The organism is Streptomyces sp. NPDC017202 (genome assembly GCF_044331705.1).
Lineage (GTDB): Bacteria > Actinomycetota > Actinomycetes > Streptomycetales > Streptomycetaceae > Streptomyces.
Window position 1 is genome coordinate 58,966 of record NZ_JBIRNP010000023.1, and the last position, 24,215, is coordinate 83,180.

Consider the following 24,215-nt stretch of genomic DNA (forward strand, 5'->3'; position numbering starts at 1 on the left):
CTTTCTCCTGCGGCCTCTTCCGCGGCGCCCGGCGCCGATGCCTGTGCCTGCTCACCCCGACAACCTACGGCCCGCGTCCGGCCGGGGCGCGCCGAGGGAGTCCACCCCCCGTGGCGAAACTCTCCCGTGCGGGTGAAATTCGGATATCCGCCGGACACGTCATGAGCACTCTCGATAACGTGACGTCACACCTTTCACCACACCCCCTGCCGCACCGCACGTGACGCGAGGATCCCCACTGCCTGCGCACCGTCTCTCCGACCTTCCGGACCGCGTCGTCCTGCCGGCCCTCCCGGAACAGGCCAGGACCTCTCCGCCGGCCCCCACCGCCCTGGACGGGTTCAACGGCGCGCCCGCCGCCGAGACGCGCCGCGCCCTCCTCACCTGCCTGCGCAGCCCGCGCTGGGCCCACCTCGTCACCGCCCACCGCCCCTACCCCACCCTGGACGCCCTGCTGGCGGCGTCGGACGAGGCGGCGTACGACCTGACGGCGGGGGACCTCACGGAAGCGCTGGCGGCGGAGTCCCTGCCGCCCCTGCCGGCGGACGCCTACGGGGCGGCCCACATGGCGCTCGGCGCCGCGCACGCGGCCTACGAGGCCCGCTTCGGCCACCCGTTCGTCGTCTGCCTGGACGGTGTCCCGCCGCCGGAGGCCCTGGACCACGTCCTTGCGGCCATCCGGTCACGATTGGCGAACGATCCCGAGGAGGAACGGGTGGTGACGGCGGAGGAACTCCGCCGGCTGGCGAGGCAGCGGCTGACCGGGCTGCTCTGACGCCGCGGGCCCGCGGCCTCCCGGCTCACGGGGCCCCACCAGCCAGGACGCCACCACAGACCGGGACGAAGGGGTCATCCCACCCCGGATGCCGCAATGCTCACCCATACGCGTGCCAGTTTGATCACACAAGCAGGCCCCCTGTAAGCCCTGCGCCGCCGCGTGGCTACGATGCTGGGGGCCGGTGGACCGTACCCGGCCGGGCCCGTCCGACGCCGAAGCCGGCAGGCCCCAATCCCCGCTCCCGGAGGGTTCTTCCGTGCCGGCTGGAACGCTGTACCGCGGCCGGGAAGGAATGTGGTCCTGGGTGGCTCATCGAGTCACCGGCGTCCTCATCTTCTTCTTCCTGTTCGTACACGTGCTGGACACCGCACTCGTGCGGGTGTCCCCCGAGGACTACGACAAGGTCGTAGCCACGTACAAGACGCCGATCGTCGCCGTGCTGGAGTACGGCCTGGTCGCCGCCATCCTCTTCCACGCGCTGAACGGTCTGCGTGTCATCGCCGTCGACTTCTGGTCGAAGGGCCCGCGCTACCAGAAGCAGATGCTCTGGACCGTCGTCGGCATCTGGGTCGTGCTGATGCTCGGGGCGATCTACCCCGTCCTCGGCCACGCCGCTCGTGAAGTCTTCGGGAGCTGAGACAGATGGCCACCACTGAAACCACCGCGTCCGGGGTCGGCCCCGTCGAGGGCGGCGCCTCCCTGTACGACGTCGACCACCCGGCACCCCTGATCGAGGCGCCGCGCAAGCGGACCAAGAAGTCCCCGAAGTCGACCCGGGGCAACTTCGAGATGGCCGCCTGGCTGTTCATGCGCCTGTCCGGCGTGGTGCTGGTCGTCCTGGTCCTCGGTCACCTGCTGATCCAGCTGGTGCTGGACGGCGGCGTCTCCAAGATCGGCTTCGCCTTCGTGGCCGGCCGCTGGGCCTCGCCGTTCTGGCAGGTCTGGGACCTGCTGATGCTGTGGCTGGCGATGCTGCACGGCGCCAACGGCCTGCGCACGGTCATCAACGACTACGCGGAGCGCGCGAACACCCGCCTGTGGCTGAAGGGCCTGCTCTACACCGCCACGGTGTTCACCATCCTGCTGGGCACGCTGGTGATCTTCACCTTCGACCCGAACATCCGCTAGGCACGGGGCTGAGGCAACCACTGATGAAGATCCACAAGTACGACACCGTCATCGTCGGCGCCGGCGGCGCCGGTATGCGCGCGGCGATCGAGTCGACGAAGCGCAGCCGGACCGCGGTCCTGACGAAGCTCTACCCCACCCGCTCCCACACGGGCGCCGCGCAGGGCGGCATGGCCGCCGCGCTGGCCAACGTGGAGGAGGACAACTGGGAGTGGCACACCTTCGACACGATCAAGGGCGGCGACTACCTGGTCGACCAGGACGCCGCCGAGATCCTGGCGAAGGAGGCCATCGACTCGGTCCTCGACCTGGAGAAGATGGGCCTGCCGTTCAACCGCACCCCGGACGGCACGATCGACCAGCGCCGCTTCGGCGGTCACAGCCGCAACCACGGCGAGGCCCCGGTCCGCCGGTCCTGCTACGCGGCCGACCGCACCGGCCACATGATCCTCCAGACGCTGTACCAGAACTGCGTGAAGGAGGGCGTGGAGTTCTTCAACGAGTTCTACGTCCTCGACCAGCTGATCACCGAGGTCGACGGCGTCAAGAAGTCGGCCGGCGTCGTGGCGTACGAGCTGGCCACCGGCGAGATCCACGTCTTCCAGGCGAAGGCCGTGATCTACGCCTCGGGCGGCACCGGCAAGTTCTTCAAGGTGACGTCGAACGCGCACACGCTGACGGGTGACGGCCAGGCGGCGGTCTACCGCCGCGGCATCCCGCTGGAGGACATGGAGTTCTTCCAGTTCCACCCGACCGGCATCTGGCGCATGGGCATCCTGCTGACGGAGGGCGCCCGCGGTGAGGGCGGCATCCTCCGCAACAAGGACGGCGAGCGCTTCATGGAGAAGTACGCGCCGGTCATGAAGGACCTCGCGTCCCGCGACGTCGTCTCGCGCTCCATCTACACGGAGATCCGCGAGGGCCGCGGCTGCGGTCCCGAGGGCGACCACGTCTACCTCGACCTGACCCACCTGCCGCCGGAGCAGCTGGACGCCAAGTTGCCGGACATCACCGAGTTCGCGCGCACCTACCTCGGCATCGAGCCGTACACGGACCCGATCCCGATCCAGCCCACCGCGCACTACGCGATGGGCGGCATCCCGACGAACGTCGCGGGTGAGGTGCTGGCCGACAACACCACGGTGGTGCCCGGTCTGTACGCCGCCGGCGAGGTCGCCTGCGTGTCCGTGCACGGCGCCAACCGGCTGGGCACGAACTCGCTGCTGGACATCAACGTGTTCGGCAAGCGCGCGGGCATCGCCGCCGCCGAGTACTCCCAGAAGGCCGACTACGTCGAGCTGCCGGAGGACCCCGCGTCCCTGGTCGTCGCGCAGATCGAGCGGCTGCGCAACTCGACGGGCACCGAGCGGGTGGCGACGATCCGCCGCGAGCTGCAGGAGACCATGGACGCCAACGTCATGGTGTTCCGCACCGAGCAGACGATCAAGACGGCGGTCGAGAAGATCGCCGAGCTGCGCGAGCGCTACCTGAACGTCTCGATCCAGGACAAGGGCAAGCGGTTCAACACCGACCTGCTGGAGGCCGTCGAGCTGGGCAACCTGCTCGACCTGGCCGAGGTCATGGCCGTCTCCGCCCTCGCCCGCAAGGAGTCCCGCGGCGGTCACTACCGCGAGGACTACCCGAACCGCGACGACGTCAACTTCATGCGCCACACCATGGCGTACCGCGAGGTCGGCGACGACGGCACCGAGTCCATCCGTCTCGACTACAAGCCGGTCGTCCAGACCCGCTACCAGCCGATGGAGCGTAAGTACTGATGGCTACCCCCGTTCTGGACAAGTCGGACGCGGCCCCCGAGCCCGGTTTCGCCGACTCCCCGTACATCACCGCCGTCTTCCGGATCCGCCGGTTCAACCCGGAGGTCTCGGCCGAGGCGACCTGGGAAGACTTCCAGGTGGAGATCGACCCCAAGGAGCGCGTCCTCGACGCCCTCCACAAGATCAAGTGGGAGCTGGACGGCAGCCTGACGTTCCGCCGTTCCTGCGCCCACGGCATCTGCGGTTCCGACGCGATGCGGATCAACGGCAAGAACCGCCTCGCGTGCAAGACGCTGATCAAGGACATCAACCCCGCGAAGCCGATCACGGTCGAGCCCATAAAGGGCCTGACGGTCCTCAAGGACCTCGTGGTCGACATGGAGCCGTTCTTCCAGGCGTACCGCGACGTCATGCCCTTCCTCATCACGAAGGACACCAACGAGCCGACGCGTGAGCGGCTCCAGACGGCCGAGGACCGCGAGCGCTTCGACGACACCACGAAGTGCATCCTGTGCGCCGCGTGCACGTCCTCGTGCCCGGTGTTCTGGAACGACGGGCAGTACTTCGGCCCGGCGGCCATCGTCAACGCGCACCGCTTCATCTTCGACTCGCGCGACGAGGCCGGCGAGCAGCGCCTGGAGATCCTGAACGACCGTGACGGCGTGTGGCGTTGCCGTACGACGTTCAACTGCACGGACGCCTGCCCGCGCGGCATCGAGATCACCAAGGCGATCCAGGAAGTCAAGCGGGCGCTGATCACCCGCCGCTTCTGATCCCGGCGGCACCGGTCCGGGCCGTCCCGGTCCGGGCGACACGCCGAGGGCCCCGCTCCGCGCAGCGATGCGCGAGCGGGGCCCTCGGCGTCGAGCGGGCGGGGATCAGCCGCGCAGGACGCGGCCCTGGGCGTCGGTGCGGTCGTTGCTCGTCAGGAACAGGATGCCGTCGATGAGCGCCCAGATGCCGAGGCCACCGCAGGTGAGGAGCTGGGCGACGCCCACGCCGACGGAGCCGACGTAGAAGCGGCCGATGCCGAGGTAGCCCAGGAAGAGCTGGAGGATGCCCGCGACGATCTTCGACTTGTCGGAGTACGGACGGCCCAGCGGGTCGACGCCGTAGGGGGCGTCGGGAGTGGGGACGGTCATGAGAACTGCTCCTGGATTGCTTCGTGTTGCGGCGATCCCGGAACTGGTTGCTCCGGGCCGGGGAGTCCAGGAGGGATGCGCGTTCTACATGCGCCGAGCTTGCGCCGACCGTGCGTCGGCAACGTCCGAGCACGCTTTTCGGCCGTGCGGACGTCCCCCCTGTGAGCCGTGAGCCTAGAGAACGCCGAAGGTAAGAGGGGAGTAGGAACGAACGATCGTTCCTATTCCGTGATCAATTCCCGCCAATCGCCGGGTACCCGGAAGGTTTTGCGCATCGTCGTCCGGGCGGCGCGGGGCGGGGTCACGAGGTCGGGCGGGGTCAGGCGGGCTCGGTGGGGCGGGGCGCTCTAGAGGACGTTGCGCGCGACGGTCCACGTCACGGCGAGGCCCAGGATCACGGCCTGGGCGCGCGGGCCGAGCGCGGGGCGCCAGCGGCGGCCGTGCAGCCCCTCCCACATCCAGCGGCCCAGCAGCACGAGGGCGAAGGGCGAGGCGAGGAGCAGGGCCCGGTTGTCCAGCCAGGCGGCGCCGAGGTGACCGTGCATCAGGTCGTACGTCATGCGGGTGCCGCCGCACGCGGGGCACAGCAGGCCGGTGACGAAGCGGAACGGGCACCGGGGCAGCAGATGCCCGCCCTCGTGCGGGTCGGTGACGTACAGGTGGGCCGAACCGGCCAGACCGGCGGCGAGCACCGCGAGGGGTGCCGCCGCCGGGCGTCGCAGGAGGGAGCCGGGCTCCCCGCCCACCACGTCAGCCACGCAGGATCCGGCCCTGGGCGTCGGTCTTGTCGTTGCTGGTGAGCAGGATGATGCCGTCGATCAGCGCCCAGATGCCGAAGCCGCCGCAGGTGAACAGCTGGGCGAGGCCCATGCCGACGTGCCCGATGTAGAAGCGGCCGACACCGAAGGTGCCGAGGAAGAGCTGGAGGATGCCCGCGATGATCTTCGACTTGTCGGACAGGGGCCGCCCGTAGGGGTCGTAGCCGTAGGGGGCGTTGGGGTCACCGGTGTAGGCACCGGGCGGGACGGCGCCGGGGGGCGGGTAGCCGCCCTGCTGGTAACCGGCCTGCGGGTAGCCGGGCTGCTGATACCCAGGCTGCTGGTAGCCGCCCTGCTGCTGTCCGCCCTGCGGGTACCCGTAGGGGCCGGGCTGGCCCGCGTTGGGGTACCCGTAGCCGGGCTGGGGCGGCTGCTGGGGCTGCTGGGGCTGCTCTGTCACGGTGGGTTCTCCCCCGAAGTCACACGATCGATCGGATGCACGTCATCTTGCATGACACGACGTGCCCTGAAGAAGTCAGGTGGTCCATCGTCCTACGCGGTGGCGAGTTCGCACCACACGTACTTCCCCCGGCTCCCGGATCCCGCCGCCGGCCGCCACCCCCAGCCCCGGGAACAGGCCCGCACCAGCACGAGCCCGCGCCCGTCCTCACCGTCACCGAGATCGGCGGACTCCGCCGGGAACCGGGGCGGTTCGGGGTCCGTGTCCCAGGCCCCGATCCACAGCACCCCGTCCGCCCACCGCACGCGGAGCGTCGCGGGCCCCTCGGTGTGCCGTACGGCGTTGGACACCAGCTCGGCGGCGAGCAGCTCGGCGGTGTCGACGAGGCCGATCAGCCCGTGGAGGGTCAGGATCAGCCGGAGCGTGCGGCGGCAGACGGTGACGGCCCGGGGGTCGTTGGGGACGTGGAGGTCGTACTCCCAGGGCTCGCCGGCCGAGGACCGCCAGGGGTGCCGGGACTGCTGGGGCTGCTGGGACTGCTGCGGGATCTGGCGCCAGGGCAGGCGCCGCAGCTGTTTGCGCAGCTTCTTCGGGTTCCCTTGACCGCCAGGAGGTAGTGGCCTCTGGCGGCGATGACGTGCTCAGAGTGGGCGCACTGGGTGCACATCGCATCGGCGGTGACGACGATGCGATGCAGGTCGGTCCTGTCCAGTAGTGGGGGTGAAGGCGGGGATTTCGTTGCTCTTCGCGGCGACCTGGCGCTGGGCGATCACGGTCTGACAAACGTGGAGCGCCATGCCGAACAGGTGGACGGCTTAGCCGTTGGTGCGGGATCCGCGCACGGTCTTGCCGTCGACGGCCACGCCGACCAATGTGTCGTCGGGTTCGTCGACCGGATCGATGGCGTATCGGGCGAGTCAGGCGCCCACGGCGTCGCCGAGCGCGTCGCCGTTCAGGCGGGCAAGAAGTCGTCCCAGCGTGGAGGCGTTCGGCGTGCTGGAGGACAGCCCGAGTTGTTCGCTCAGGTCGTAGTCGGTGTCGGCAGCGAAGCGGGTGATGGCGGCCAGGGATGTGGCTCCGGCTCCGCCGAGAACAACGACCAGGCACAGCGCGAGCAGGGCGGCAGCCCCCTGCCCTTTTTAATTTTTCGCAATCTAGGCAACTCGCCATCTACAGAAAAGAGTACATTGGAAGTGAAAAATGTCGCCCGTGTGCTACGTCAAGCTGCTGCTTCTGGGGATGCACAGCAGGTCGCCGAGGTATTGGCGTCGGGCGTTTCCCCCGACCTGCGCGAGACCGACAGGAGTCGCACCGCTCTCGATCAGGCCGTCTGGAACAATCATCCTGACGTGGTACGTGTTCTCTTGGCCGCCGGATCTGACCCTGACGCCAAGATGGGCGAATACCACGAGACATATGCACTACGATACGCCGCACCAAGAAGTATGCACGAGGTGGCTCAACATCTCCTGGATGCGGGTGCGCGCCCCGACGGTCCAGTCGGTACCGATCAAACCACACCACTAATGCTCGCTGCCGCGCAAGGCGATGTCGGAATGGTGAGGATGCTGCTAGACCGGGGAGCTTCTCCCAATCTCATAATAGAACTTCAATTGATTGAAGGCGTCGCCGAAAAACTTGGGATCCCCACAAGGCACAGCCCTTTGTCCAGCGCGGCCGAGAGCGGGCATCCGGAAACAGTACAGCTCCTTCTGGAAAGAGGCGCAAGGCCGGATGACGAAGTACTGAAATCCGTGACGAGGGGCATAGCGAGAACCGAAGTGACGTCTCCCTTTAATCACCGTGGCAGCCCTGAAGAATTTTCCCTGGTCAGGGAGCTCATCGAGCGAGCACGGAATCTCTCATAAGCCGCGATCTTTCGTGAGGGTCCGCCGACGGAGTCGGTGGGCCCTTTCGCTTTCCGGAGCTGATGGTGGGCAGGCCGGCGGCCCGGTTGTCGCGTCGGGTGGGCGCCGGGTTCCACTGCCCGGGGCAGGTGCTGTTGTCGTCGGGATGGCGGAAGTTTGCTGATCAGCCGGGGCGGCCAGGAGCGCGAGCCGTTCGAGGGCAGTGGTGATCTCGCCGGTCCAGGGCCAGTGCTGGGTGAAGCGGAGAATCCTGGTCGTCCAGCAGCCCCTGTAGCCGCTCCGCGAGCCTCCGGCCGAGTACGGCCGTCTCGCGTGCCTGCGGCCCCGCCTCCCGCAGCACCCACAGAGCGTGGCCAGCCGAGGATCGGGAACGTCGTGGGCGTCCGGGGGCAGGCCGGTGTGGCGCTTCGCCTCGCGCACCGCCGCCACAGCTCGTCCGTAGTCCTCGGCCGCCCACCCGGCGGACGCGGACAGCCGCGTCGCACGGCGGACGAGCCGCGTCTCCACACCGAGGACACGGGGCAGGACGCGAAGGTTCCCGCCGACCAGGCCCGGTCGGCGTCCTGTCCCAGCAGGGTGGTGCGCTTCGCTGGTGATCGCGGTACCTCGATCAGGCGATGTGGTGCTGCCAACGGAGCGCGGGGTGGCCGTCGATCCAGTAGGTGTGGGTCCCCTGCGTGATGCGGAGCTGTACCGCGGTGATGTCAGGGCTGTCCGCGTCCTGCCAGGCGGTGAGGGTCTGCTCGATCGTGTCCCACAGGGCCGTGGGGCCTCCCTGGCGGACCGTCCAGGTGCCGTCGTGCTCCGTGAACGAGGCGAAGGATTCCCGGTCCGGGTCGAAGAGGTACAGCAGACGGTTGCCCTCCAGCGAGGTGGCGCGGACGAAACGCACCCCCGGGGCGGCGATCTGCGCGAGGAAGGCAGGCATCCACTCTTCGAGCAGCAGCGGGGGCACCTTGGTCTCGCGCTCGCTGTCGGCGTAGGCGGCGCGGGCGGACAGGTCACCGGCGATCGGTACCTCGGCCTGGGACCGGGCCTGCATGAACGAGCTGCGGCCGATGATCCTGCCCTCGGCGGTACCGTCCTCGGCCACCGTCACCTTCGCCAGTCCGGTGCCGTAGTGCCAGGATCCGCCGACCGTGGCGAGGACGATGCCGCCCGGCTTGGCCTGCCTGATCCAGGTGTAGGGGATGCGGCGCACCGCGCAGGTGGCGATGACGCGGTCGTACGGTGCGCGGCGCGGGTGACCGAGGAGCCCGTCCCCGGTGACGGTCCACGTCGAGAACCCGGCGGTCTCCAGGGCGGCGTCCGCGCGGGCCGCGACGTCCGGGTCCACTTCGACCGTGGTGACGTTGTCCTCGCCGAGGCGGAAGCACATCAGGGCGGAGGAGTAGCCGGTCCCCGTGCCGATCTCCAGCACCTGGTGCCCGTCCTCCACCTCCAGCTTCTCCAGCATGTCCACGACGGTGACCGGGGTGGTGGACGAGGAGGTCGGGGAGCCCTCCACCGTGCCGCCGGCCTGGTCGGCGGTGAGATGTCCGTCGAGCTGGGTGGTCAGGGACTCGTCACGGTAGGCGATCCGCGCCCACTCCGTCGGGTCGGTGCCGACCACGGTGACCGGGTGCCACCGGCCACCCTCTGCGGGCAGGAACACCCCGGGGTGCAGGAACAGCTCGCGCGGCACGGTCTCGACCGCCGCCCGCCAGCGGGGGCTGGAGAGGACGCCCGCCCGCGTCAGGCGGGCGGCAAGGGCGCGCCGTTCATCGGCGGTGTCGGTCATGGGCCACTCCTTGCGTCAGCAGTTCAGCGAATGCGGCGGACATCGCGAGGCCGGTGGATTCCTCCAGCCACCCCCACTGTCCGTTCGGGTTCAGCTCCAACCACCAGAGATCGTCGGCCTTGTCCACGGCGAAGTCGAAGCTCCCCGAGACCAGCCCGAAGTGATCGAGGTACGCGAGGAGCGCCTTCTCCACTCGGTCGGGCAGGTCCACCACGCGGTAGGACAGCGCCGAATAGTCCTTGCGCCAGTCCAGCATCCCGGACTCGATCCGCACGGCGAACGCCTCGCGGCCGACGACCAGCACGCGGAGGTCGGCCACCTTGTCCACGACGGCCTGGAACAGGTGTGGCACCAAGGAGACGCTCTCGTCGATCTCGGCCGCCGTCACCGGATCGGCCCAGCCGGTGACAGGAACGCCGTCGCGCTGGTAGGGCGTCCATCGGAGCGTCTTGAAGATCATCTGATCGTGGCTCGCGACGAAAGCCCGCGCCTCGTCCGGGTCGTTCGTGACCAGGGTCGGCGGCACGGCGAGCCCGAGGCGCTGAGCGACGGCGAGCTGGTGGGGTTTGTAGTCCGCGGCGGCGTTGCACAGTGGGTGGTTGAGCCACAGAGGCCCGTCGAGGGCGTACAGGGTGCCACCGAGCCCGTAGCGGACCTGGGCCGCCGCGAACCGCGCGTCGTCAGCGCCGAGGTGGCCGAAGGCGGGCCACACCGGGCGGCGCCAGTACACCGACCGGACTTGGGCCAGGTCAACGGTCCGTGACGGCGTACGAAGCTGTCCAACCACGGGGGCCGGGCAGCATCCGAACCGAGCGGAGACCGTCAGGGCAGCGCCGATATCGGCGGGGTTGAACCTGGTCACCGGCACGTTGCGCCGGTTCAGCTCGCTGATCACCATGTCGGCGGTCAGGTCGTCCGCCTCCGTGGCCACGAGCACCGGCCTCTCGTCGGTCACGGGTCAGTCCTGCTCGGAGTCCTGGTCGTGCCCCTGGTCGGGTGCGGAGTCCGAGTTCGTGGTCGTGCTCGTCTCGGTGCCCTTGCCGGTCCCGTGCTTACCCATCTCGATCACTGTGCCGGCGCGGTCGGTGTAGACGCCGAGCTGAGTGTCGGCGTCGAGCGTGACCAACGCGTGGGGGCGGCGGGTGACGGTCGGGTACGGGGCGAGCCGGCCGGCTCCCCAGGGACGCATGCCGGTCTCCACTGCGGTAGCCATTCCGACCTCCTTCATGACGGTGACTGTTGCCGAACCAGAAGCTACGGTCACCGTGAGTGGAGTAGAACTGACTGTGGGTACGGGTTGAACGGCCGAGGGCACAGGGGGTGGCGTGGCTGCGAAACGAGCTGCGCGCGAACGCGCGGCCATGGGCACGATCGCCGGGTTCGTACTTCGCCTCGCCCGGGAGAGTGCGAACCGCACACAGGTCGGTATGGCCGAAGCGATGGGGGTCGACCTCGCCACCTGGCAGGGCTGGGAGAGCGGACGTCGGCCGCTCGCCAACGTGAAGGCCAGCGGCCTCCTGAACCTGCGGCGCCGGTTACTCGCGCTGGGAGCCGATCCCCACGTTCTCCACCTTCTCGACCCGGCGATGGACGCGGACCGCGTTCTCGCCGCGACGATCCATCCGGAGAGCAACACCCGCCACCCGCTGGCGGAGTGGGTGCACACCCGCGACACGGCCCACATGATCGCCTGGGCGCTGAACGGCACCGTCCCGCCTGCCCTCGCCCGTAGAGCGGTACCGGGACGTCGCGGCCCCGTCGCCAAGGCCCCGCTCCTGGCAGCCCCCGACCGCAGCGTGTTCTTCTCCCACCTCTGGGACACCGCCGAGTCCGCCTTGCGCGCCGGAGACGACGGGCTGTTGCTTCACCGCCAGGCGCTCTACCTGTGCTCCTATGACCGGACCTCCGAGGCGACGTCGTGGATGAGCCGCACTCTGCACACGCCCCATGGCTTGATTGCCGCCCGTGGCTGGACCCCTCACTGGGCGACGGCACGGTCAACTGCCGTCGCACTGGCGCGGCTCGGGGATCCCCAGCCACTGCTGGACTTCATCGACCGGGGCCTGACGGACGACGATGCCGCCGAGACCGCGAACCTCAACTACTGGGCCTACTGGCTCGGTTCCATCCGGGAGCCGCAGCCTGACGACGGCTTCATGCGGCACGGACCGACTCACTGGGAGCCCGTACGGCTCCTGCGCGGTCTCACCGAAGGTCTCCACCAGGCTCCGGCATACACGGACTTGTACGTCCACTCGCTCTGGGCCCTGCTGATCACCAATCGATGGCTTCCCCTGGCAGACCCTGACCTGACGGAAAGACTGAGCGCACACACCACCCGGCTCCTCGATCACGACCGGATCTCCCCGCGAGCGAGGCGGGACCTCAGTTCAGTGCATTACGTTCTACGCGAGAACCGCACATGACACATCGGAGGACGCATTTCATGGCGGACGCAGAGCAACAGGAGCAGGCGAAGGGCACCACAGGCTTCCTGCTGGAGATGGGGATGCTCAAGCGCGCCAAACGATCAGGATGGTGGATCGCCGGGGTGAAGGACCCCGAGACGATCGCCGAGCACTCGTTCCGCGTGGCGCTCATCGGCTCCGTACTCGCCATGATGGAGGGCGCCGACCCTGCGAAGACGGCGCTCCTCGGGCTCTGGCACGACACCCAGGAGACCCGCGTCAGCGACATCCCGCACATCGGTCGCCGCTACCTCGAAGCCGCCGGCAACGAGAAGGTCACCGCAGACCAGGTGTCCGCCGCGCATCCGGCGGTGAAGGCCGGGGCACAGCGGATCGTGGAGGAGTACGAGAACGGCGACTCCCTCGAAGTGATCTGCGCGCACGACGCGGACAAGCTCGAATGTCTCCTCCAAGCCGTCGAGTACCGCGAGCAGGGCTGCTCGAACGTCCAGCCCTGGATCGACAGCAGTCTCGCGAAGCTCAAGACGGCCTCCGCCCGGTCCCTCGCCGACGCCGCGCTCACCATGACCTCGATCGAGTGGCAGCAGACGTACCTCCGCTGAGCCGGAGGGCCGGCAGCCAGATGTAGCGAGCATGTGGGCCTCGGCTGTTCCGAGCCCGACGCCGCAGCTCCCTCCCCGTCCTGCATCGCGGACCGACGCTTCACCTCCTGCACGCGCACCGTCATCGGCTGCACGGACCGCACGAGGACGTGCCGGAAATCATCCGATTCAATTGACTCCCCACCTATTCTGACGTTATGTCAGACGACCAGTCCTACGAACTGCTCGGGTTCGACAACGTCCTGCTGCCCGTCGGCGATCTCGGCGAGGCCGTGAGGTTCTACGAGCGGGCCGGGTTCGCGGTGGCGTTCCGGTTCGACGAGGCAGGGATCGCGTTGCTGAAGGTCGGGGGCGAGACGCCCGGCGTCCTGCTGCGCGTGGAGGAGGCGCTCGGGCACCGGCCGCCGCCGTGGGCCGCACCGCGCCTGTGGCTGGAGGTGCCGGACGCGCGCGCGGCGGCCCGCGTGCTGGCGGACGCCGGCATCCAGCCCCTGGACGGGCCGTTCCCGGTGGCCACCGGCTGGACCGTCGAGGTCGCCGACCCCTGGGGGAACGTCCTCGGCCTCACGGACTACTCCAAGCGGCCGGAGCTGGGTCGCCGGACGTGACAGGGGGCGGGGCACGGGGCGGGCGGCCCCGGTGCCGCCGGGCGGGCGGGCGGTCGTACCGCCCGGCGCGGGGGCGGACCCGCGCGCCCCGCCGGTGACGGCGGCCCCCGCCCCCACTGACTAGGGCCTGTCCGGCGGATCAAGTCGGAGGAAACCGGCGGCGCCTTGCAGCCGAGGTGAGCGGGGGCTGATGCGTGCAGCTGCAAGGCGGAGGAGGGCGTCGACGCGGAGCGTCGGCAACCGACGACAACGCCGCAGATGCGCGTGCCAGCCCCCGCGTCTCCGGCATGATCCGCCGGACAGGCCCTAGGCTCCCTCCCGTGCCAGCGAACGACGACGGCCCCGCCGAGGCCGCTCCCCCGAACCGGTCCTCCGAGGCCGTCGCCCCGACCAAGTCGGAGCAGACCCGCGCGCGGATCCTGGAAACGGCGATGCGGCTGTTCCAGGAGCGCGGCTACGACCGGACCACGATGCGGGCCATCGCGCAGGAGGCCGGGGTCTCCGTCGGCAACGCGTACTACTACTTCGCCGGCAAGGAGCACCTGATCCAGGGCTTCTACGACCGGCTCGCCGCCGAGCACCGGGTGGCGATCGGGGAGCTGCTGGAGCGGGAGACGGACCTGGAGGCGCGGCTGGCGGGCGTGCTGCGGATCTGGCTGGACGTGGCGACGCCGTACCACGAGTTCGCGGTGCAGTTCTTCAAGAACGCCGCCGACCCGGACAGCCCGCTCAGCCCCTTCTCCCCGGAGTCGGAGCACGCGCGCAACGAGGCCATCGGCGTCCACCGGGCGGTGCTGGCCGGTTCGAAGGCGAAGGTGCCGGAGGAACTGCGGGAGGTGCTGCCCGAGTTGATGTGGCTGGCCCAGATGGGTCTCGTCCTGTACTGGATCTTCGACCGCACCGAGGACCGCGAGCGCAGCTACCGGCTCGCCGAGCGGGGCGCGCGCCTGACCGCGCGCGGGGTGACGCTGGCCCGCTTCCGGGTGCTGCGGCCGCTCGTCCACGAGGTGCACGAGCTGTTCACGGACTTCCTGCCCGGTATGACGAAGGCCCTGCCGGACCCGGCGAAGAGGCAGAAGGAGGAGCAGGAGCAGAAGGAGCAGCCGCCGGGCCCGGCCGAATAGGCGGTCCGCGTCAGCGCGGCGCGTCGACCTCCCCCGGCTCCAGTTCCACGTCGACGGCCGGCGGCTCGTCCGCGACCAGCACCTGGCGGGCGTACGAGGCGTACGAAGGTGCCGTGGTCGCCAGCAGGTACGTCCCCGGCGCCGGGACGGAGAGGACGTAGGAGCCGTCGGCGAGCGAGACGACCCGGTCCACCTGGCGTCCGCCCTTCGACATCAGGGTGACCGCCGCGCCCTCGACGGGGTCGCCGGCCGGGTCGCGGACGTAGCCGTGGACGGCCGAGGCGGGGCCGCCGGCGTGCGCGACGGTCTCCCCGGCCTCCTCCCGCGGTTCGACCGCCAGGTGCGGCAGCCGCTTGTCCAGCCAGGCCGGCAGCCACCAGTTGGACGTGCCCAGCAGGTGCATGACGGCCGGGACGAGGGCCGTGCGCAGGACGAACGCGTCCAGCGCGACCGCCGCCGCCAGGCCCACGCCGGCCATCGCGGCGCCCGAGTCGCCGCTGAGGACGAACGCGAGGAACACGCAGACCATGATCAGGGCCGCGGAGTTGATGACCCGGCTGGTCTCGGCGAGGCCGACGCGCACCGCGCGGGCGTTGTCGCGCGTGTGCACCCACTCCTCGTGCATCCGGCTGACCAGGAACACCTGGTAGTCCATCGACAGGCCGAACAGCAGCGACAGCATGATGATCGGCAGGAAGGCGTTGATCGGGCCCTCCTTGCCGAGGCCGAGCAGGTCGAGCCCCCAGCCCCACTGGAAGACCGCGACGAGCACGCCGAAGGAGGCCGCCGCGGCGACCAGGTTCATCACGGCCGCCGTCAGCGGCACCACCAGGGAGCGGAAGGCCACCAGCAGGAGCAGGAAGCCCAGGCCGATGATCGTCGCGACGAACAGGGGCAGGCGGTCCCCGGTGACGGTCGCGAAGTCCTTGGAGACCGCGGTGACCCCGCCGACGTGCGCCTCGACACCGGCCCCCGGGATCACCTCGTCGCGCAGCCGGTCGATGAGGGTGTCCGTCTCCTCGGACTGCGGCGAGGTCGTGGGGACCACCTGGACGACGGTGACGCCCCGGACGGGCGGCAGCGCGACGACCCGGGCGACGCCCTCGGTGGCCTGGACGTCCCGGACGAGGGTGGTGGCGTCGCCGTCCGGGACGACCACCTGGAGCGGGCCGTTGAAGCCCGGTCCGAAGCCCTCGGCGAGCAGGTCGTAGGCCTGCCGGGTGGTCGTGGTGGTGTCGTCGTTGCCCTGGTCGGTGGCGCCCAGGCGCAGCGAGAGGACCGGCAGTGCGAGGACCGCCATGACCGCCAGCGCCAGCACGGCGGTCGTCCGGGGCCGTCGCTGGACGGCCGCGGACCAGCGGTGGGCCAGTCCGCCCGCCTGCTCCGGCACCGGGCCCGCCCCGCTCCCGGCTCCGCCCGGACCGCTTCCCGCCTCGCCGGCACCGCTTCCTGCCTCGCCGGCACCGTTTCCGGCCTCGCCCACGCCGGAAAGACCGCCCTCGGCCGCGAGCCGGCGCCGCTGCCTGCGGCTGAGCACACGCGGGCCGAGGAAGCCGAGCAGCGCCGGGAGCAGCGTCGTGGCGGCCAGCACGCTGAGGACGACCGTGAGGGAGGTGCCGATGACGACGCCGTCCAGGAAGCGCAGGTTCGTCACCAGCATCCCGGCGAGCGCGATGCACACCGTGCCGCCCGCGAACAGCACCGCGCGGCCCGAGGTGTCGAGCGCGGTGACCGTCGACTCCTCCGGGTCCATGCCGCGCAGGACGCCCTTGCGGTGCCGGGTGACGATGAACAGGGCGTAGTCGATGCCGACGCCCAGGCCGATCAGCGAGGACAGCAGCGGCGCCAGGTCCGGGATGTCGGTGACGTGGCTGAGCAGCTGGGTGGAGAACATGCCGGTGCCGACGCCGAAGACGGCCACGCCGATCGGCAGCAGCATCGCGAACAGCGAGCCGAAGGCGAGGAACAGCACGACCGCCGCGGCGGCCAGCCCGACCATCTCCGCGAGACCGGTCGGCGGCTCCTGCACCCGCTGGACGGCCTGTCCGCCCAGCTCGACGTCGAGGCCGTCGCGCCGCGCGTCCCGCGCGGTGTCGACGACGTCCTGGACGAGTTCCTTGGGGACGGCGTTCGCCTGGTCGGTGAAGGTGACCTGGGCGTACGCGATCCGCCCGTCCCGGCTGACCTGGGCCGCGCCCTCGGCGCCCGCGTACGGGCCGGTGACGCCGCCGACGCCCTTCATGCCGGCGATCTCCTCCAGCGCGGGCTGGATGCGGGCCCGTACCCCCGCGTCCCGGACCGAGCCCTCGTCCACCTTCCAGACGACCGTGTCGGTGTCGCCCGCGCGCGCGGGGAACGCCTCCTCCATCAGGTCGTACGCCTTCTTGGAGTCCGTGTCGGGGAGGGAGAACACGTTCGCGTAGTCCGTGCCCGCGGACGAGGCCGAGAAGCCCAGTCCGCACAACGCCCCCACCCACAGCAACAGGACCACCAGCCGGTGCCGGTAGCACCATCGCGCCAATGCCGCCACGCTTCAGCTCCTTCGTCGTCGGTCGGTCCCCCGGGTCCTGGCCACCAGGATCGGCGCCGCCGCCCGCGCGTGGCGGCCAACTGCCGTGACTCTCAAGAAACTCCAAAGCGGGAACCGGTCCCGCCGCCGGTGGCCGCGCCGATACTGGGGGCATGACGACGGCCCCCGGCACCGTGCTGGTCGTGGAGGACGAGCCGAGCATCGCGGACGTCCTCGCCATCGCCCTGCGCTTCCACCGCTTCGAGGTCCTGACCGCGGGCACCGTCCGCGAGGCCCTCGCCCTCGCCGGCCGTGTCCGGCCCGACGTGGCACTCCTCGACGTGATGCTGCCCGACGGCGACGGCCGCGCCCTCGGGCGGGAGCTGCGCGCGCGGCGGCCGGAGCTGGCCCTGGTCTTCCTGACCGCGCGGGACGCGCCCGCGGAGATCGTCGGCGCCCTCGGTTTCGGCGACGACTACATCACCAAGCCGTTCGACATCGACGTGGTCGTCGCCCGCGTCACGGCGGTCCTGCGCCGCACCCGGCCCGCCGACGCCCTCCCCCCGCGCCCGCCGCTGCGCTACGGCGACCTGGAGCTGGACGAGGCGACGTACTCGGTGCACCGCGCGGGCCGCACCGTCGAGCTGACCCCCACCGAGTACGCGCTGCTGCGCTTCCTGGTGCGCAACGGCGGCCGGATCGTGCCCAAGGAGCAACTCCTGCGCCACGTCTGGCAGTACGAGCACGCCCCGGCCGAGTCGACCGTCGTCGAGACGTACATCAGCTATCTGCGGCGCAAGCTCGACGCGCTGGGACCGCCCGTGATCACCACGCGGCGGGGCGTGGGATACGGGCTGGCATGAGGCGGCTGCACCGGCGCGGCATGCACTCCCTGCGCGTGAAGCTGACGGCGGCCAACGTGGCGCTGCTCGCGCTCGGCGTCGTCGCCGCGACCGCCTTCAGCCTGATGACCATGCGGCACTACCTGCTGGACCAGGCCGACTCCGAACTGACCAAGACCCGTGCCTCGCTGAGCGGTTCGGGCCTCACCCTGCGGAAGATCGACTCGTTGAGCGTGCTCGGCTTCGTCCGCGACCGCCTGATGCCCGAGCGGTCCGGCGAACTGCCCACGCCCGACTCCGTCTTCGCCGCGGTCGGCCGCGACGGAGCGGCGGTGGCCGTCTTCGGCGTCGCGCCGACCGACGCCCAGACCGGGCTGGCGCGGGCCGTCGAGGACCCCGCCGCCCTCGCCCGCGACCCGGAGCCGCACGACGTCACCGTGCACGGCGCCGCCTACCGGGCGACCGCGATCCGGCTCTCCGACGGCACCTACATCCTGCTGGCCACCTCCACCGACGCCGTGCACAAGGCCATGGTCAAGGCGCTCAAGCTCGACCTCGCCGTGGGCTCCCTGCTGCTGGCGCTGCTGGCCTGCCTGACGCTGTTCAGCGTGCGGCGGCGGATGCGGCCGCTGGAGGACATGGTGGAGACCTCCTCGGCGATCGCCGAGGGCGACCTCACCCGGCGGGTGCCCTCCCGCCACGACCCCACCCAGGAGGTCGAGCAACTGCGCCTGGCCCTCAACTCGATGCTCCAGCAGGTGGAGACGGCGTACCGCACGCGCGAGCGCAGCGCGGCCCAGCTGCGCCGGTTCGTCGCGGACGCCTCGCACGAGCTGCGCACCCCGCTGTCCGCGATCCGCGGCTACCTCCAGCTGTACGACCGGGGCATGCTGCGCGACCCGGCCGAGCGGCGGCGTGCCTGGGACCGGATGAACGGCGAGGTGGACCGCATGGGCCGGCTCGTCGACGAGCTGCTCGTCCTGGCCCGCCTCGACCAGCGGCCCGAGCTGCGGCTGCGCGACGTGGACGTGAGCCGGCTGGTGCGGGACGCGGCGCAGGACCTGCGGGCCCAGCAGCCGGACCGGCCCGTCACGGTCGACGCGGCCGGCGCGGTCCTGGTGCAGGCCGACGAGTCGGGGCTGCGCCAGGTCCTCGGCAACCTCCTGGCCAACGTCCGCACGCACACGCCCGCCGACGTGCCGGTCCGGCTGGCCGTGGAGCACGCCGAAGGCGCCGTGAGGCTGTCGGTGCGGGACGAGGGGCCGGGGCTGGCCGCGGAGGACGCGGCGCGGGTCTTCGACCGCTTCTTCCGCGCGGGCGGCGGCGCGGGCAGCGGGCTGGGCCTGGCGATCGTGCAGGGCGTGGTGGACGCCCACGGCGGCGAGGTGGACGTCCGCACGGCGCCGGGCGAGGGCCTGACGGTGACGGTCCGGCTGCCGGGCCGGGCGGCGGAGTGGGGCTAGCCGCTCCGCCGGACACCGGGCGGTCGCCGGGCGGTCGTCAGGCCTGCTTCGACGCCAGTTCGATGACCGTGATGTCCGAGGGGGCGCCCACGCGCGTGGGCGGGCCCCAGGCGCCGGCGCCGCGCGAGACGTACAGCTGGGTGTCGCCGTAGCGCTCCAGGCCCGCGACGGTCGGGTTCGCGGCGGCGGCGAGGAGGTTTCCGGGCCAGAGCTGGCCGCCGTGGGTGTGGCCGGAGAGCTGGAGGTCGACGCCGTGCTCGACGGCGTCGTGGATCTGCACGGGCTGGTGGGCGAGGAGCACGCACGCGCGGGCCCGGTCCCGGTCGCCGAGGGCCTTCGCGAAGTCGGGGCCCTGGCCCTCGCTCTCGCCCGCGACGTCGTTGACGCCGGCCAGGTCGAACCACGGCAGTTCGGTCCGCGCGTTCTCCAGGGGCAGCAGGCCGAGCCGCCGCACCTCCTGGACCCACTGCTCGGCGCCGGAGAAGTACTCGTGGTTGCCGGTGACGAAGAAGCTGCCGTGCCGGGCCCGCAGCCGCGCGAGCGGGGCCGCCGCCGGACCCAGGTCCTTCACGCTGCCGTCGACCAGGTCGCCGACGACCGCGATCAGGTCGGGCTGCGTGCCGTTGATGGTGTCGACGACCTTCTGCGCGAAACCGCGGCCGAGGACCGGGCCCAGGTGGATGTCGCTGACGACCGCGATCCGGTAGCCGTGCGCCGCGCGCGGCAGCCTGGCCAGCGGGACGGTGACCCGCTTCACCCCGGGGCCCCGCAGCACGCCGTAGGTGCCGTGGCCGACGGTCCCGGCGGCGGCCGCGGCCGCGGCGCCGCCGATGACGCGGGAGACGAACAGGCGGCGGGAGGGGGCGGCGGGGCGCGGGGAGCCGGTGTCCCGCGGGGGCCGCGGCTCCTCGGGCGGCGCGGGCGTGCCGGGTCCGGGCGGGGACGCGGGCACGGTCTCGGGCTCCTCGTCCCGCGCCTCCACCGGCACCGGCACCCGGGCGGCCGCCCGCCGCTCCAGGACGCGCCGCAGCAGGGGGCGTACGGCCTCGCCCGCCAGGACCGCCAGCAGCAGGTACATCGACAGGGCCATCCACAGGAAGCCGGGCCAGGCCAGGACGCGCTGGAGCCAGAAGGGGGCGCCGGCGCGTTCGGCGACGAGGGCGCCGACGGCGAGGACCCAGCCGCCCGCGATCAGCACCGCGCCGCCGCGCCGGACCCAGCCGGGGGCGCGGGTCGTGTCGCGGAACAGGCGGCGCCACAGGTACCAGTTGGCCACGACCAGGACGGCCAGGAAAGCCAGGGCGAGCAGCACGAAAAGGATGGCCACGGTGTTCGTATCCCCGCTGTGGGCGTCGGAGGTCGGCGTCGGGCGTCGGAGGTCGGGCGTCGGGCTATGACGTTCGGCGCAGGGCGCGCAGTCCGCGCAACCCGATGGCCCCGACGACCGTCCCCAGTACGAAGGAGACGACGGCGAGCGTCAGATGGACCCAGAAGTAGGCCGTGGGGTCGCCGTCGTCGAACGCGAGCCCGCTGCCGTCCTTGATCAGGTTTTTGACGAAAGTGACCCAGATGACCCAGCTCCACACCCCGAAGGCGAGAAGGAACCAGGACACCGGTCGGCTGAGCTTCATGCGTTCAGTATCGCCGCCCGGTGTCCGGTTCCATGACGGGGGTGGGGAGGGGGGCGGGACTTCCCGTCGTCCGCCAGGTACTTTCTCCGTCGTGCCCGCACCCTTGAAGCAGACCGCCAGGCGAACCCTGCTGGTCACCTCCGCGACCCTCGCGTCCCTCGCGCTGACGGCGCCCGTGTCCCTCGCCGCGCCGACCCCGTCGCCCTCGGCCCCGGCCTCCGGTTCGCCGTCCGCCTCCCCTTCGGCTTCGGCTTCGGCCAGTGCGTCCGCCACTCCCCCGGCGAAGATGTCGTCGCTGGGCGGCGTCCGCCTCGGGCAGGCCGGGACGCAGGTCCAGCTCGCCGGCGGCGCGCCGGTGCTGCCGAAGGACCTCACCGCGCGGTCCTGGATCGTCGCGGACGCCGAGTCCGGCGAGGTGCTCGCCGCGCACAACGCGCACTGGCGGCTGCCCCCGGCGAGCACCCTGAAGATGCTCTTCGCCGACACCGTCCTGCCGAAGTTCCCCAAGGCCACGCAGTACAAGGTCCGGACGGAGGACCTGGAGGGGGTGGGCGCCGGCTCCAGCATGGTCGGGATAAAGGAGGGCGAGACCTACTCGGTCCACGACCTGTGGCTCGGCGTCTTCCTGCGTTCCGGCAACGACGCCGTGCACGTCCTGTCGTCCATGAACGGCGGCGTCGCGGCCACCGTGCGGCAGATGAACGACCACGCCGACGAACTGCAGGCCCTGGACACCGACGTGGTCTCGCCCGACGGCTACGACGCCCCCGGCCAGGTCTCCTCGGCCTACGACCTGACGCTGATCGCCCGCTCCGGCCTCCAGAAGCAGGACTTCCGCGAGTACTGCTCGACACTGACCGCGAAGTTCCCGGGCGCCACGACCAAGAACAAGAAGGGCCGGACGGTCCGCGAGACCTTCGAGATCCAGAACACCAACCGGCTGCTGACCGGCGACTACGACATCACCCAGTACCAGGGCATCGCGGGCGTCAAGAACGGCAACACCACCAACGCGGGCGCCACCTTCACCGGCGTCGCCGAGCAGGGCGGACGGGTCCTGCTGGTCACGGTGATGAACCCGGAGAAGGACGACCACAACGAGGTCTACAAGGAGACCGCCGCCCTCTTCGACTGGGGTTTCCAGGCGGCCGGCAAGGTGGCCCCGGTGGGCGAGCTGGTCCCGCCCAGGAGTGCCGCGCGGGCCAGCGCGCAGCCCGGCGCGAACCCCGGCGGGGGCGGGGAGGCCGGCGGCGTCGGCAACGTGTCCGAGCGGCCGGTGGCGGGCGCGGTCGCGAAGAACGGCTCCGGTGGCGTCGGGACCGCCATGGCGATCGCCGGCGGGGCGCTGGTGCTGCTCGCCGGTGCGGCGTTCCTGGTCAACCGCCGGTGGCCGCTGCCGGATCTGGTGCGCCGCCGCCGCTGACCCCGGCCGGGGCGCCGGTTCCGGGGTCGGACTCGGCGCCGCAACCGGTGTCGGTGCCGCTGTCCGCGCCGGCGGATCCCGTCGCGGTCCACGCGGCGCAGAACAGGACCAGTTTCGCCGTGAAGTTGATCCACAGCAGCAGGGCGATGGGCACGCCGAAAGCGCCGTACATGCTCTTCGTGGCCACGCCCTGCAGGTAGCCGCTGAGCAGCAGCTTCAGCAGTTCGAAGCCGACGGCGCCGGTGAGCGCCGCCACGATCAGGCGGCGGCGCGGCGGCTCCACGCCCGGCAGCAGCGTCAGGACGTACAGCAGGAGCAGGAAGTCCGCGAGGACGGCGACGAGGAACGCGGCGAGGCGCAGCAGGACGCCGCCCCAGCCGGACTGGTCGATGCCCGCCTGCTCGATGATCCAGCCGACCATCGCGGAGGCGACGGTGGAGATGGCGAGGGTGACGAGGACGGCGCCGCCGAGTCCGAGGAGGATGCCCAGGTCCTTGAGCCTGCGCAGGAGCGGGTTCTCCTCCTCGTCGGGCAGTTCCCACACCGCGCGCAGGCACTCGCGCGTCGAGCCGGCCCAGTTGACGCCGGTGAACAGCAGGGCGGCGCCGGCGATGAGGCCGACGGTGCCGGCGTTCTGCACCAGGCTGTCGACGTTCAACCGGTCGGAGATGCCGGGCACCTGGTCGGTGATCCGGTCCTGGAGCTCCTTCTGCCGCTCGGGGCCGAGGGTGGCGGCGCCGATCGTGGCGGCCACGGTGAGCAGCGGGAAGAGCGCGACGAAGCTGGTGAACGTCATCGCGGCGGCCAGCATCGTCCACCGCACCCGGTCCAGCCGCTCGTACGACCGCCACGCGTGCGTGGCCGTCACCCGCGTGATCCACGGCCCGATCCCGGGGAGCTTTTTCAGCCAGTCCATGATCCGACTCCCGTGGTGAGATGTGCGCGGTGCTCCGGCCGGGCATCGTGGGTGTCCGTCTACCCCGAAACCGCCGGACGGTGACCCACGGCGGTACGGCGTGTCACCAGTCGGCCACCGCCAGACCGTACATGGTGAGCCAGGCCAGGCCGATCAGGGCGAGGGCGCGGTCGCCGAGGACGACGTCCTCGGGTTCGCCCGCGGTGCCGCGGTCGGCGAAGACGGCGTAGCGCAGCACGGCCAGGACGAAGGCGACCACGGACAGCTGGCGCCAGGGCAGCACGCTGGTGTGCGGGACGCCGCCCTCCTCCAGCGCCCACAGGCAGTAGCCGAGCACGGCGACCCCGGCCGCGAGCTGCCAGACGAAGCGCAGGTAGCCGGTGGTGTACTCGGTGAGCAGCGCGCGGGTGGCGCCGGCCGTCCCGGCCATCTGCACGGCCTCGGAGTAGCGCTTGGCCGACACCATGAACAGCGCCCCGAAGCCGGTGGTGATGAGGAACCAGCGCGACAGCGGGATGCCGAGCGCGAGCCCGCCGACCATGGCGCGCATCAGGAAGCCGGTGGTGACGACGACGAGGTCGACGACGAGGACGTGCTTCAGGCTGACGCAGTACGCCAGTTGCATGCCCAGGTAGGCGGTGAGGAGTCCGGCGACGGCGGGGTTGGTCAGCCAGGCCGCGACGGCCGGGGCCAGCACCGCGAGGGCGCCTCCGACGGCGTAGGCGACGGGGACGGGGACCTGTCCGGCGGCGACCGGGCGGTGCCGTTTGGTGGGGTGGGCGCGGTCGGCCGCGGCGTCACGGGCGTCGTTGACGAGGTAGACGGCGGCGGCGCAGCCGGTGAACAGGGCCAGGACGAGGGCGAGTTCGGTGAGGGCGTGGACGGTGAACAGCTGCCCGGCCGCGGCGGGGGCGGCGACGACCAGGACGTTCTTGACCCACTGCTTGGGGCGGGCGGTGCGCAGCAGGCCGGCCGG

General features: G+C 71.2%; 25 protein-coding genes. 13 read left to right on the top strand and 12 right to left on the bottom strand.

The genetic code is table 11. The annotated features are described in order from the left end of the window. Window positions 1–220 precede the first annotated feature (220 nt). From ACH4N1_RS30225 to ACH4N1_RS30245, 5 genes are all read left to right on the top strand, one after another. On the top strand, window positions 221–775 hold the full coding sequence (locus tag ACH4N1_RS30225; protein ID WP_398102321.1) for a 2-oxo-4-hydroxy-4-carboxy-5-ureidoimidazoline decarboxylase: 555 nt from the start codon (window positions 221–223) through the stop codon (window positions 773–775). A 259-nt stretch (window positions 776–1,034) separates the two neighbouring features. Further along, window positions 1,035–1,415: a succinate dehydrogenase, cytochrome b556 subunit gene (gene sdhC, locus ACH4N1_RS30230; protein WP_363091276.1), complete on the top strand. Its 381-nt coding sequence runs from the start codon at window positions 1,035–1,037 to the stop codon at window positions 1,413–1,415. 5 nt (window positions 1,416–1,420) lie between these two features. Then, window positions 1,421–1,906 (top strand): succinate dehydrogenase hydrophobic membrane anchor subunit, encoded by a 486-nt coding sequence (locus tag ACH4N1_RS30235; protein WP_398102324.1) that lies wholly within the window; start codon window positions 1,421–1,423, stop codon window positions 1,904–1,906. 23 nt (window positions 1,907–1,929) lie between these two features. Next, entirely contained in the window at window positions 1,930–3,684 is a 1,755-nt protein-coding gene (gene sdhA / locus ACH4N1_RS30240) for a succinate dehydrogenase flavoprotein subunit (protein ID WP_398102327.1), read from the top strand. Continuing rightward, complete coding sequence (locus tag ACH4N1_RS30245; protein WP_398102330.1) at window positions 3,684–4,457, top strand: succinate dehydrogenase iron-sulfur subunit; 774 nt, start codon at window positions 3,684–3,686, stop codon at window positions 4,455–4,457. The genes sdhA and ACH4N1_RS30245 overlap by 1 nt, the downstream gene beginning before the upstream one ends. 105 nt (window positions 4,458–4,562) lie before the next feature. On the opposite strand, the gene ACH4N1_RS30250 is transcribed toward ACH4N1_RS30245, so the two are convergent. The 4 genes from ACH4N1_RS30250 to ACH4N1_RS30265 all read right to left on the bottom strand — a co-directional run bounded on the left by ACH4N1_RS30250 (window position 4,563) and on the right by ACH4N1_RS30265 (window position 6,592). After that, window positions 4,563–4,826 (bottom strand): TM2 domain-containing protein, encoded by a 264-nt coding sequence (locus ACH4N1_RS30250; protein ID WP_398102333.1) that lies wholly within the window; start codon window positions 4,824–4,826, stop codon window positions 4,563–4,565. Window positions 4,827–5,173: 347 nt separating this feature from the next. Further along, window positions 5,174–5,584, bottom strand: coding sequence for a DUF2752 domain-containing protein (locus ACH4N1_RS30255; RefSeq protein WP_398102335.1), 411 nt, complete (start codon window positions 5,582–5,584; stop codon window positions 5,174–5,176). After that, a complete protein-coding gene (locus tag ACH4N1_RS30260; protein WP_398102338.1) occupies window positions 5,577–6,044 on the bottom strand; it encodes a TM2 domain-containing protein in 468 nt (155 codons plus the stop codon). Before ACH4N1_RS30260 ends, ACH4N1_RS30255 begins: the two co-directional genes overlap by 8 nt. A gap of 92 nt (window positions 6,045–6,136) precedes the next feature. After that, the gene (locus ACH4N1_RS30265) at window positions 6,137–6,592 is read right to left on the bottom strand and encodes an ATP-binding protein (RefSeq protein ID WP_398102473.1); all 456 of its coding nucleotides are present in this window, start codon (window positions 6,590–6,592) and stop codon (window positions 6,137–6,139) included. 111 nt (window positions 6,593–6,703) lie between these two features. Here ACH4N1_RS30265 and ACH4N1_RS30270 point away from each other — a divergent pair, with 111 nt between their 5' ends. Further along, the gene (locus ACH4N1_RS30270) at window positions 6,704–7,912 is read left to right on the top strand and encodes an ankyrin repeat domain-containing protein (RefSeq protein ID WP_398102341.1); all 1,209 of its coding nucleotides are present in this window, start codon (window positions 6,704–6,706) and stop codon (window positions 7,910–7,912) included. Window positions 7,913–8,522: 610 nt separating this feature from the next. On the opposite strand, the gene tgmC is transcribed toward ACH4N1_RS30270, so the two are convergent. Genes tgmC through tgmA form a run of 3 tightly spaced genes read right to left on the bottom strand, consistent with a single transcriptional unit; the run spans window position 8,523 to window position 10,905 of the window. Further along, window positions 8,523–9,692: an ATP-grasp peptide maturase system methyltransferase gene (gene tgmC / locus ACH4N1_RS30275; RefSeq protein ID WP_398102343.1), complete on the bottom strand. Its 1,170-nt coding sequence runs from the start codon at window positions 9,690–9,692 to the stop codon at window positions 8,523–8,525. After that, window positions 9,673–10,647 (bottom strand): ATP-grasp ribosomal peptide maturase, encoded by a 975-nt coding sequence (gene tgmB, locus ACH4N1_RS30280; RefSeq protein ID WP_398102346.1) that lies wholly within the window; start codon window positions 10,645–10,647, stop codon window positions 9,673–9,675. Before tgmB ends, tgmC begins: the two co-directional genes overlap by 20 nt. 3 nt (window positions 10,648–10,650) lie before the next feature. Continuing rightward, window positions 10,651–10,905: a putative ATP-grasp-modified RiPP gene (gene tgmA, locus ACH4N1_RS30285; RefSeq protein ID WP_398102348.1), complete on the bottom strand. Its 255-nt coding sequence runs from the start codon at window positions 10,903–10,905 to the stop codon at window positions 10,651–10,653. 148 nt (window positions 10,906–11,053) lie between these two features. Here tgmA and ACH4N1_RS30290 point away from each other — a divergent pair, with 148 nt between their 5' ends. The 4 genes from ACH4N1_RS30290 to ACH4N1_RS30305 all read left to right on the top strand — a co-directional run bounded on the left by ACH4N1_RS30290 (window position 11,054) and on the right by ACH4N1_RS30305 (window position 14,455). Next, window positions 11,054–12,118, top strand: a complete 1,065-nt coding sequence (locus ACH4N1_RS30290; protein WP_398102351.1) for a helix-turn-helix transcriptional regulator — start codon at window positions 11,054–11,056, stop codon at window positions 12,116–12,118. A gap of 20 nt (window positions 12,119–12,138) precedes the next feature. Next, window positions 12,139–12,723 (top strand): HD family hydrolase, encoded by a 585-nt coding sequence (locus ACH4N1_RS30295; RefSeq protein ID WP_398102354.1) that lies wholly within the window; start codon window positions 12,139–12,141, stop codon window positions 12,721–12,723. A 197-nt stretch (window positions 12,724–12,920) separates the two neighbouring features. After that, entirely contained in the window at window positions 12,921–13,331 is a 411-nt protein-coding gene (locus tag ACH4N1_RS30300; protein ID WP_398102357.1) for a VOC family protein, read from the top strand. Window positions 13,332–13,651: 320 nt separating this feature from the next. Beyond that, a complete protein-coding gene (locus ACH4N1_RS30305; RefSeq protein ID WP_398102360.1) occupies window positions 13,652–14,455 on the top strand; it encodes a TetR/AcrR family transcriptional regulator in 804 nt (267 codons plus the stop codon). 10 nt (window positions 14,456–14,465) lie between these two features. Here ACH4N1_RS30305 and ACH4N1_RS30310 read toward each other — a convergent pair whose 3' ends face one another. Further along, complete coding sequence (locus tag ACH4N1_RS30310; RefSeq protein ID WP_398102476.1) at window positions 14,466–16,976, bottom strand: MMPL family transporter; 2,511 nt, start codon at window positions 16,974–16,976, stop codon at window positions 14,466–14,468. A 161-nt stretch (window positions 16,977–17,137) separates the two neighbouring features. Here ACH4N1_RS30310 and ACH4N1_RS30315 point away from each other — a divergent pair, with 161 nt between their 5' ends. Further along, window positions 17,138–17,827 (top strand): response regulator transcription factor, encoded by a 690-nt coding sequence (locus ACH4N1_RS30315; RefSeq protein WP_398102363.1) that lies wholly within the window; start codon window positions 17,138–17,140, stop codon window positions 17,825–17,827. Further along, window positions 17,824–19,269: an ATP-binding protein gene (locus tag ACH4N1_RS30320; protein ID WP_398102366.1), complete on the top strand. Its 1,446-nt coding sequence runs from the start codon at window positions 17,824–17,826 to the stop codon at window positions 19,267–19,269. The genes ACH4N1_RS30315 and ACH4N1_RS30320 overlap by 4 nt, the downstream gene beginning before the upstream one ends. Before the next feature lie 37 nt (window positions 19,270–19,306). Here the strand turns inward: ACH4N1_RS30320 and ACH4N1_RS30325 are convergent, their stop codons facing one another. Both ACH4N1_RS30325 and ACH4N1_RS30330 read right to left on the bottom strand, forming a co-directional pair. After that, a complete protein-coding gene (locus ACH4N1_RS30325) occupies window positions 19,307–20,596 on the bottom strand; it encodes a metallophosphoesterase (protein WP_398102369.1) in 1,290 nt (429 codons plus the stop codon). A gap of 64 nt (window positions 20,597–20,660) precedes the next feature. Beyond that, a complete protein-coding gene (locus ACH4N1_RS30330; RefSeq protein ID WP_392240552.1) occupies window positions 20,661–20,900 on the bottom strand; it encodes an SCO4848 family membrane protein in 240 nt (79 codons plus the stop codon). 91 nt (window positions 20,901–20,991) lie between these two features. Here ACH4N1_RS30330 and ACH4N1_RS30335 point away from each other — a divergent pair, with 91 nt between their 5' ends. After that, window positions 20,992–22,323 carry a D-alanyl-D-alanine carboxypeptidase family protein gene (locus ACH4N1_RS30335; RefSeq protein WP_398102372.1) on the top strand — a complete coding sequence of 444 codons (1,332 nt, stop codon included), beginning with the start codon at window positions 20,992–20,994 and terminating at the stop codon, window positions 22,321–22,323. Here ACH4N1_RS30335 and ACH4N1_RS30340 read toward each other — a convergent pair. Next, window positions 22,277–23,239: a YihY/virulence factor BrkB family protein gene (locus ACH4N1_RS30340; protein WP_398102375.1), complete on the bottom strand. Its 963-nt coding sequence runs from the start codon at window positions 23,237–23,239 to the stop codon at window positions 22,277–22,279. The two genes, ACH4N1_RS30335 and ACH4N1_RS30340, sit on opposite strands and share 47 nt — an antisense overlap. 103 nt (window positions 23,240–23,342) lie before the next feature. Beyond that, window positions 23,343–24,206 carry a decaprenyl-phosphate phosphoribosyltransferase gene (locus tag ACH4N1_RS30345; RefSeq protein ID WP_398102478.1) on the bottom strand — a complete coding sequence of 288 codons (864 nt, stop codon included), beginning with the start codon at window positions 24,204–24,206 and terminating at the stop codon, window positions 23,343–23,345. Window positions 24,207–24,215: the final 9 nt, after the last annotated feature.

What these genes read in the sequence shown, in the direction of transcription:
- ACH4N1_RS30235 (WP_398102324.1), top strand. Translation starts at nt 1,421, where the DNA reads ATGGCCACCACTGAAACCACCGCGTCCGGGGTCGGCCCCGTCGAGGGC.
- sdhA (WP_398102327.1), top strand. Translation starts at nt 1,930, where the DNA reads ATGAAGATCCACAAGTACGACACCGTCATCGTCGGCGCCGGCGGCGCC.
- ACH4N1_RS30245 (WP_398102330.1), top strand. Translation starts at nt 3,684, where the DNA reads ATGGCTACCCCCGTTCTGGACAAGTCGGACGCGGCCCCCGAGCCCGGT.
- ACH4N1_RS30250 (WP_398102333.1), bottom strand. Translation starts at nt 4,826, where the DNA reads ATGACCGTCCCCACTCCCGACGCCCCCTACGGCGTCGACCCGCTGGGC.
- tgmC (WP_398102343.1), bottom strand. Translation starts at nt 9,692, where the DNA reads ATGACCGACACCGCCGATGAACGGCGCGCCCTTGCCGCCCGCCTGACG.
- tgmA (WP_398102348.1), bottom strand. Translation starts at nt 10,905, where the DNA reads ATGGCTACCGCAGTGGAGACCGGCATGCGTCCCTGGGGAGCCGGCCGG.
- ACH4N1_RS30290 (WP_398102351.1), top strand. Translation starts at nt 11,054, where the DNA reads ATGGGCACGATCGCCGGGTTCGTACTTCGCCTCGCCCGGGAGAGTGCG.
- ACH4N1_RS30295 (WP_398102354.1), top strand. Translation starts at nt 12,139, where the DNA reads ATGGCGGACGCAGAGCAACAGGAGCAGGCGAAGGGCACCACAGGCTTC.
- ACH4N1_RS30300 (WP_398102357.1), top strand. Translation starts at nt 12,921, where the DNA reads ATGTCAGACGACCAGTCCTACGAACTGCTCGGGTTCGACAACGTCCTG.
- ACH4N1_RS30315 (WP_398102363.1), top strand. Translation starts at nt 17,138, where the DNA reads ATGACGACGGCCCCCGGCACCGTGCTGGTCGTGGAGGACGAGCCGAGC.
- ACH4N1_RS30320 (WP_398102366.1), top strand. Translation starts at nt 17,824, where the DNA reads ATGAGGCGGCTGCACCGGCGCGGCATGCACTCCCTGCGCGTGAAGCTG.
- ACH4N1_RS30330 (WP_392240552.1), bottom strand. Translation starts at nt 20,900, where the DNA reads ATGAAGCTCAGCCGACCGGTGTCCTGGTTCCTTCTCGCCTTCGGGGTG.
- ACH4N1_RS30340 (WP_398102375.1), bottom strand. Translation starts at nt 23,239, where the DNA reads ATGGACTGGCTGAAAAAGCTCCCCGGGATCGGGCCGTGGATCACGCGG.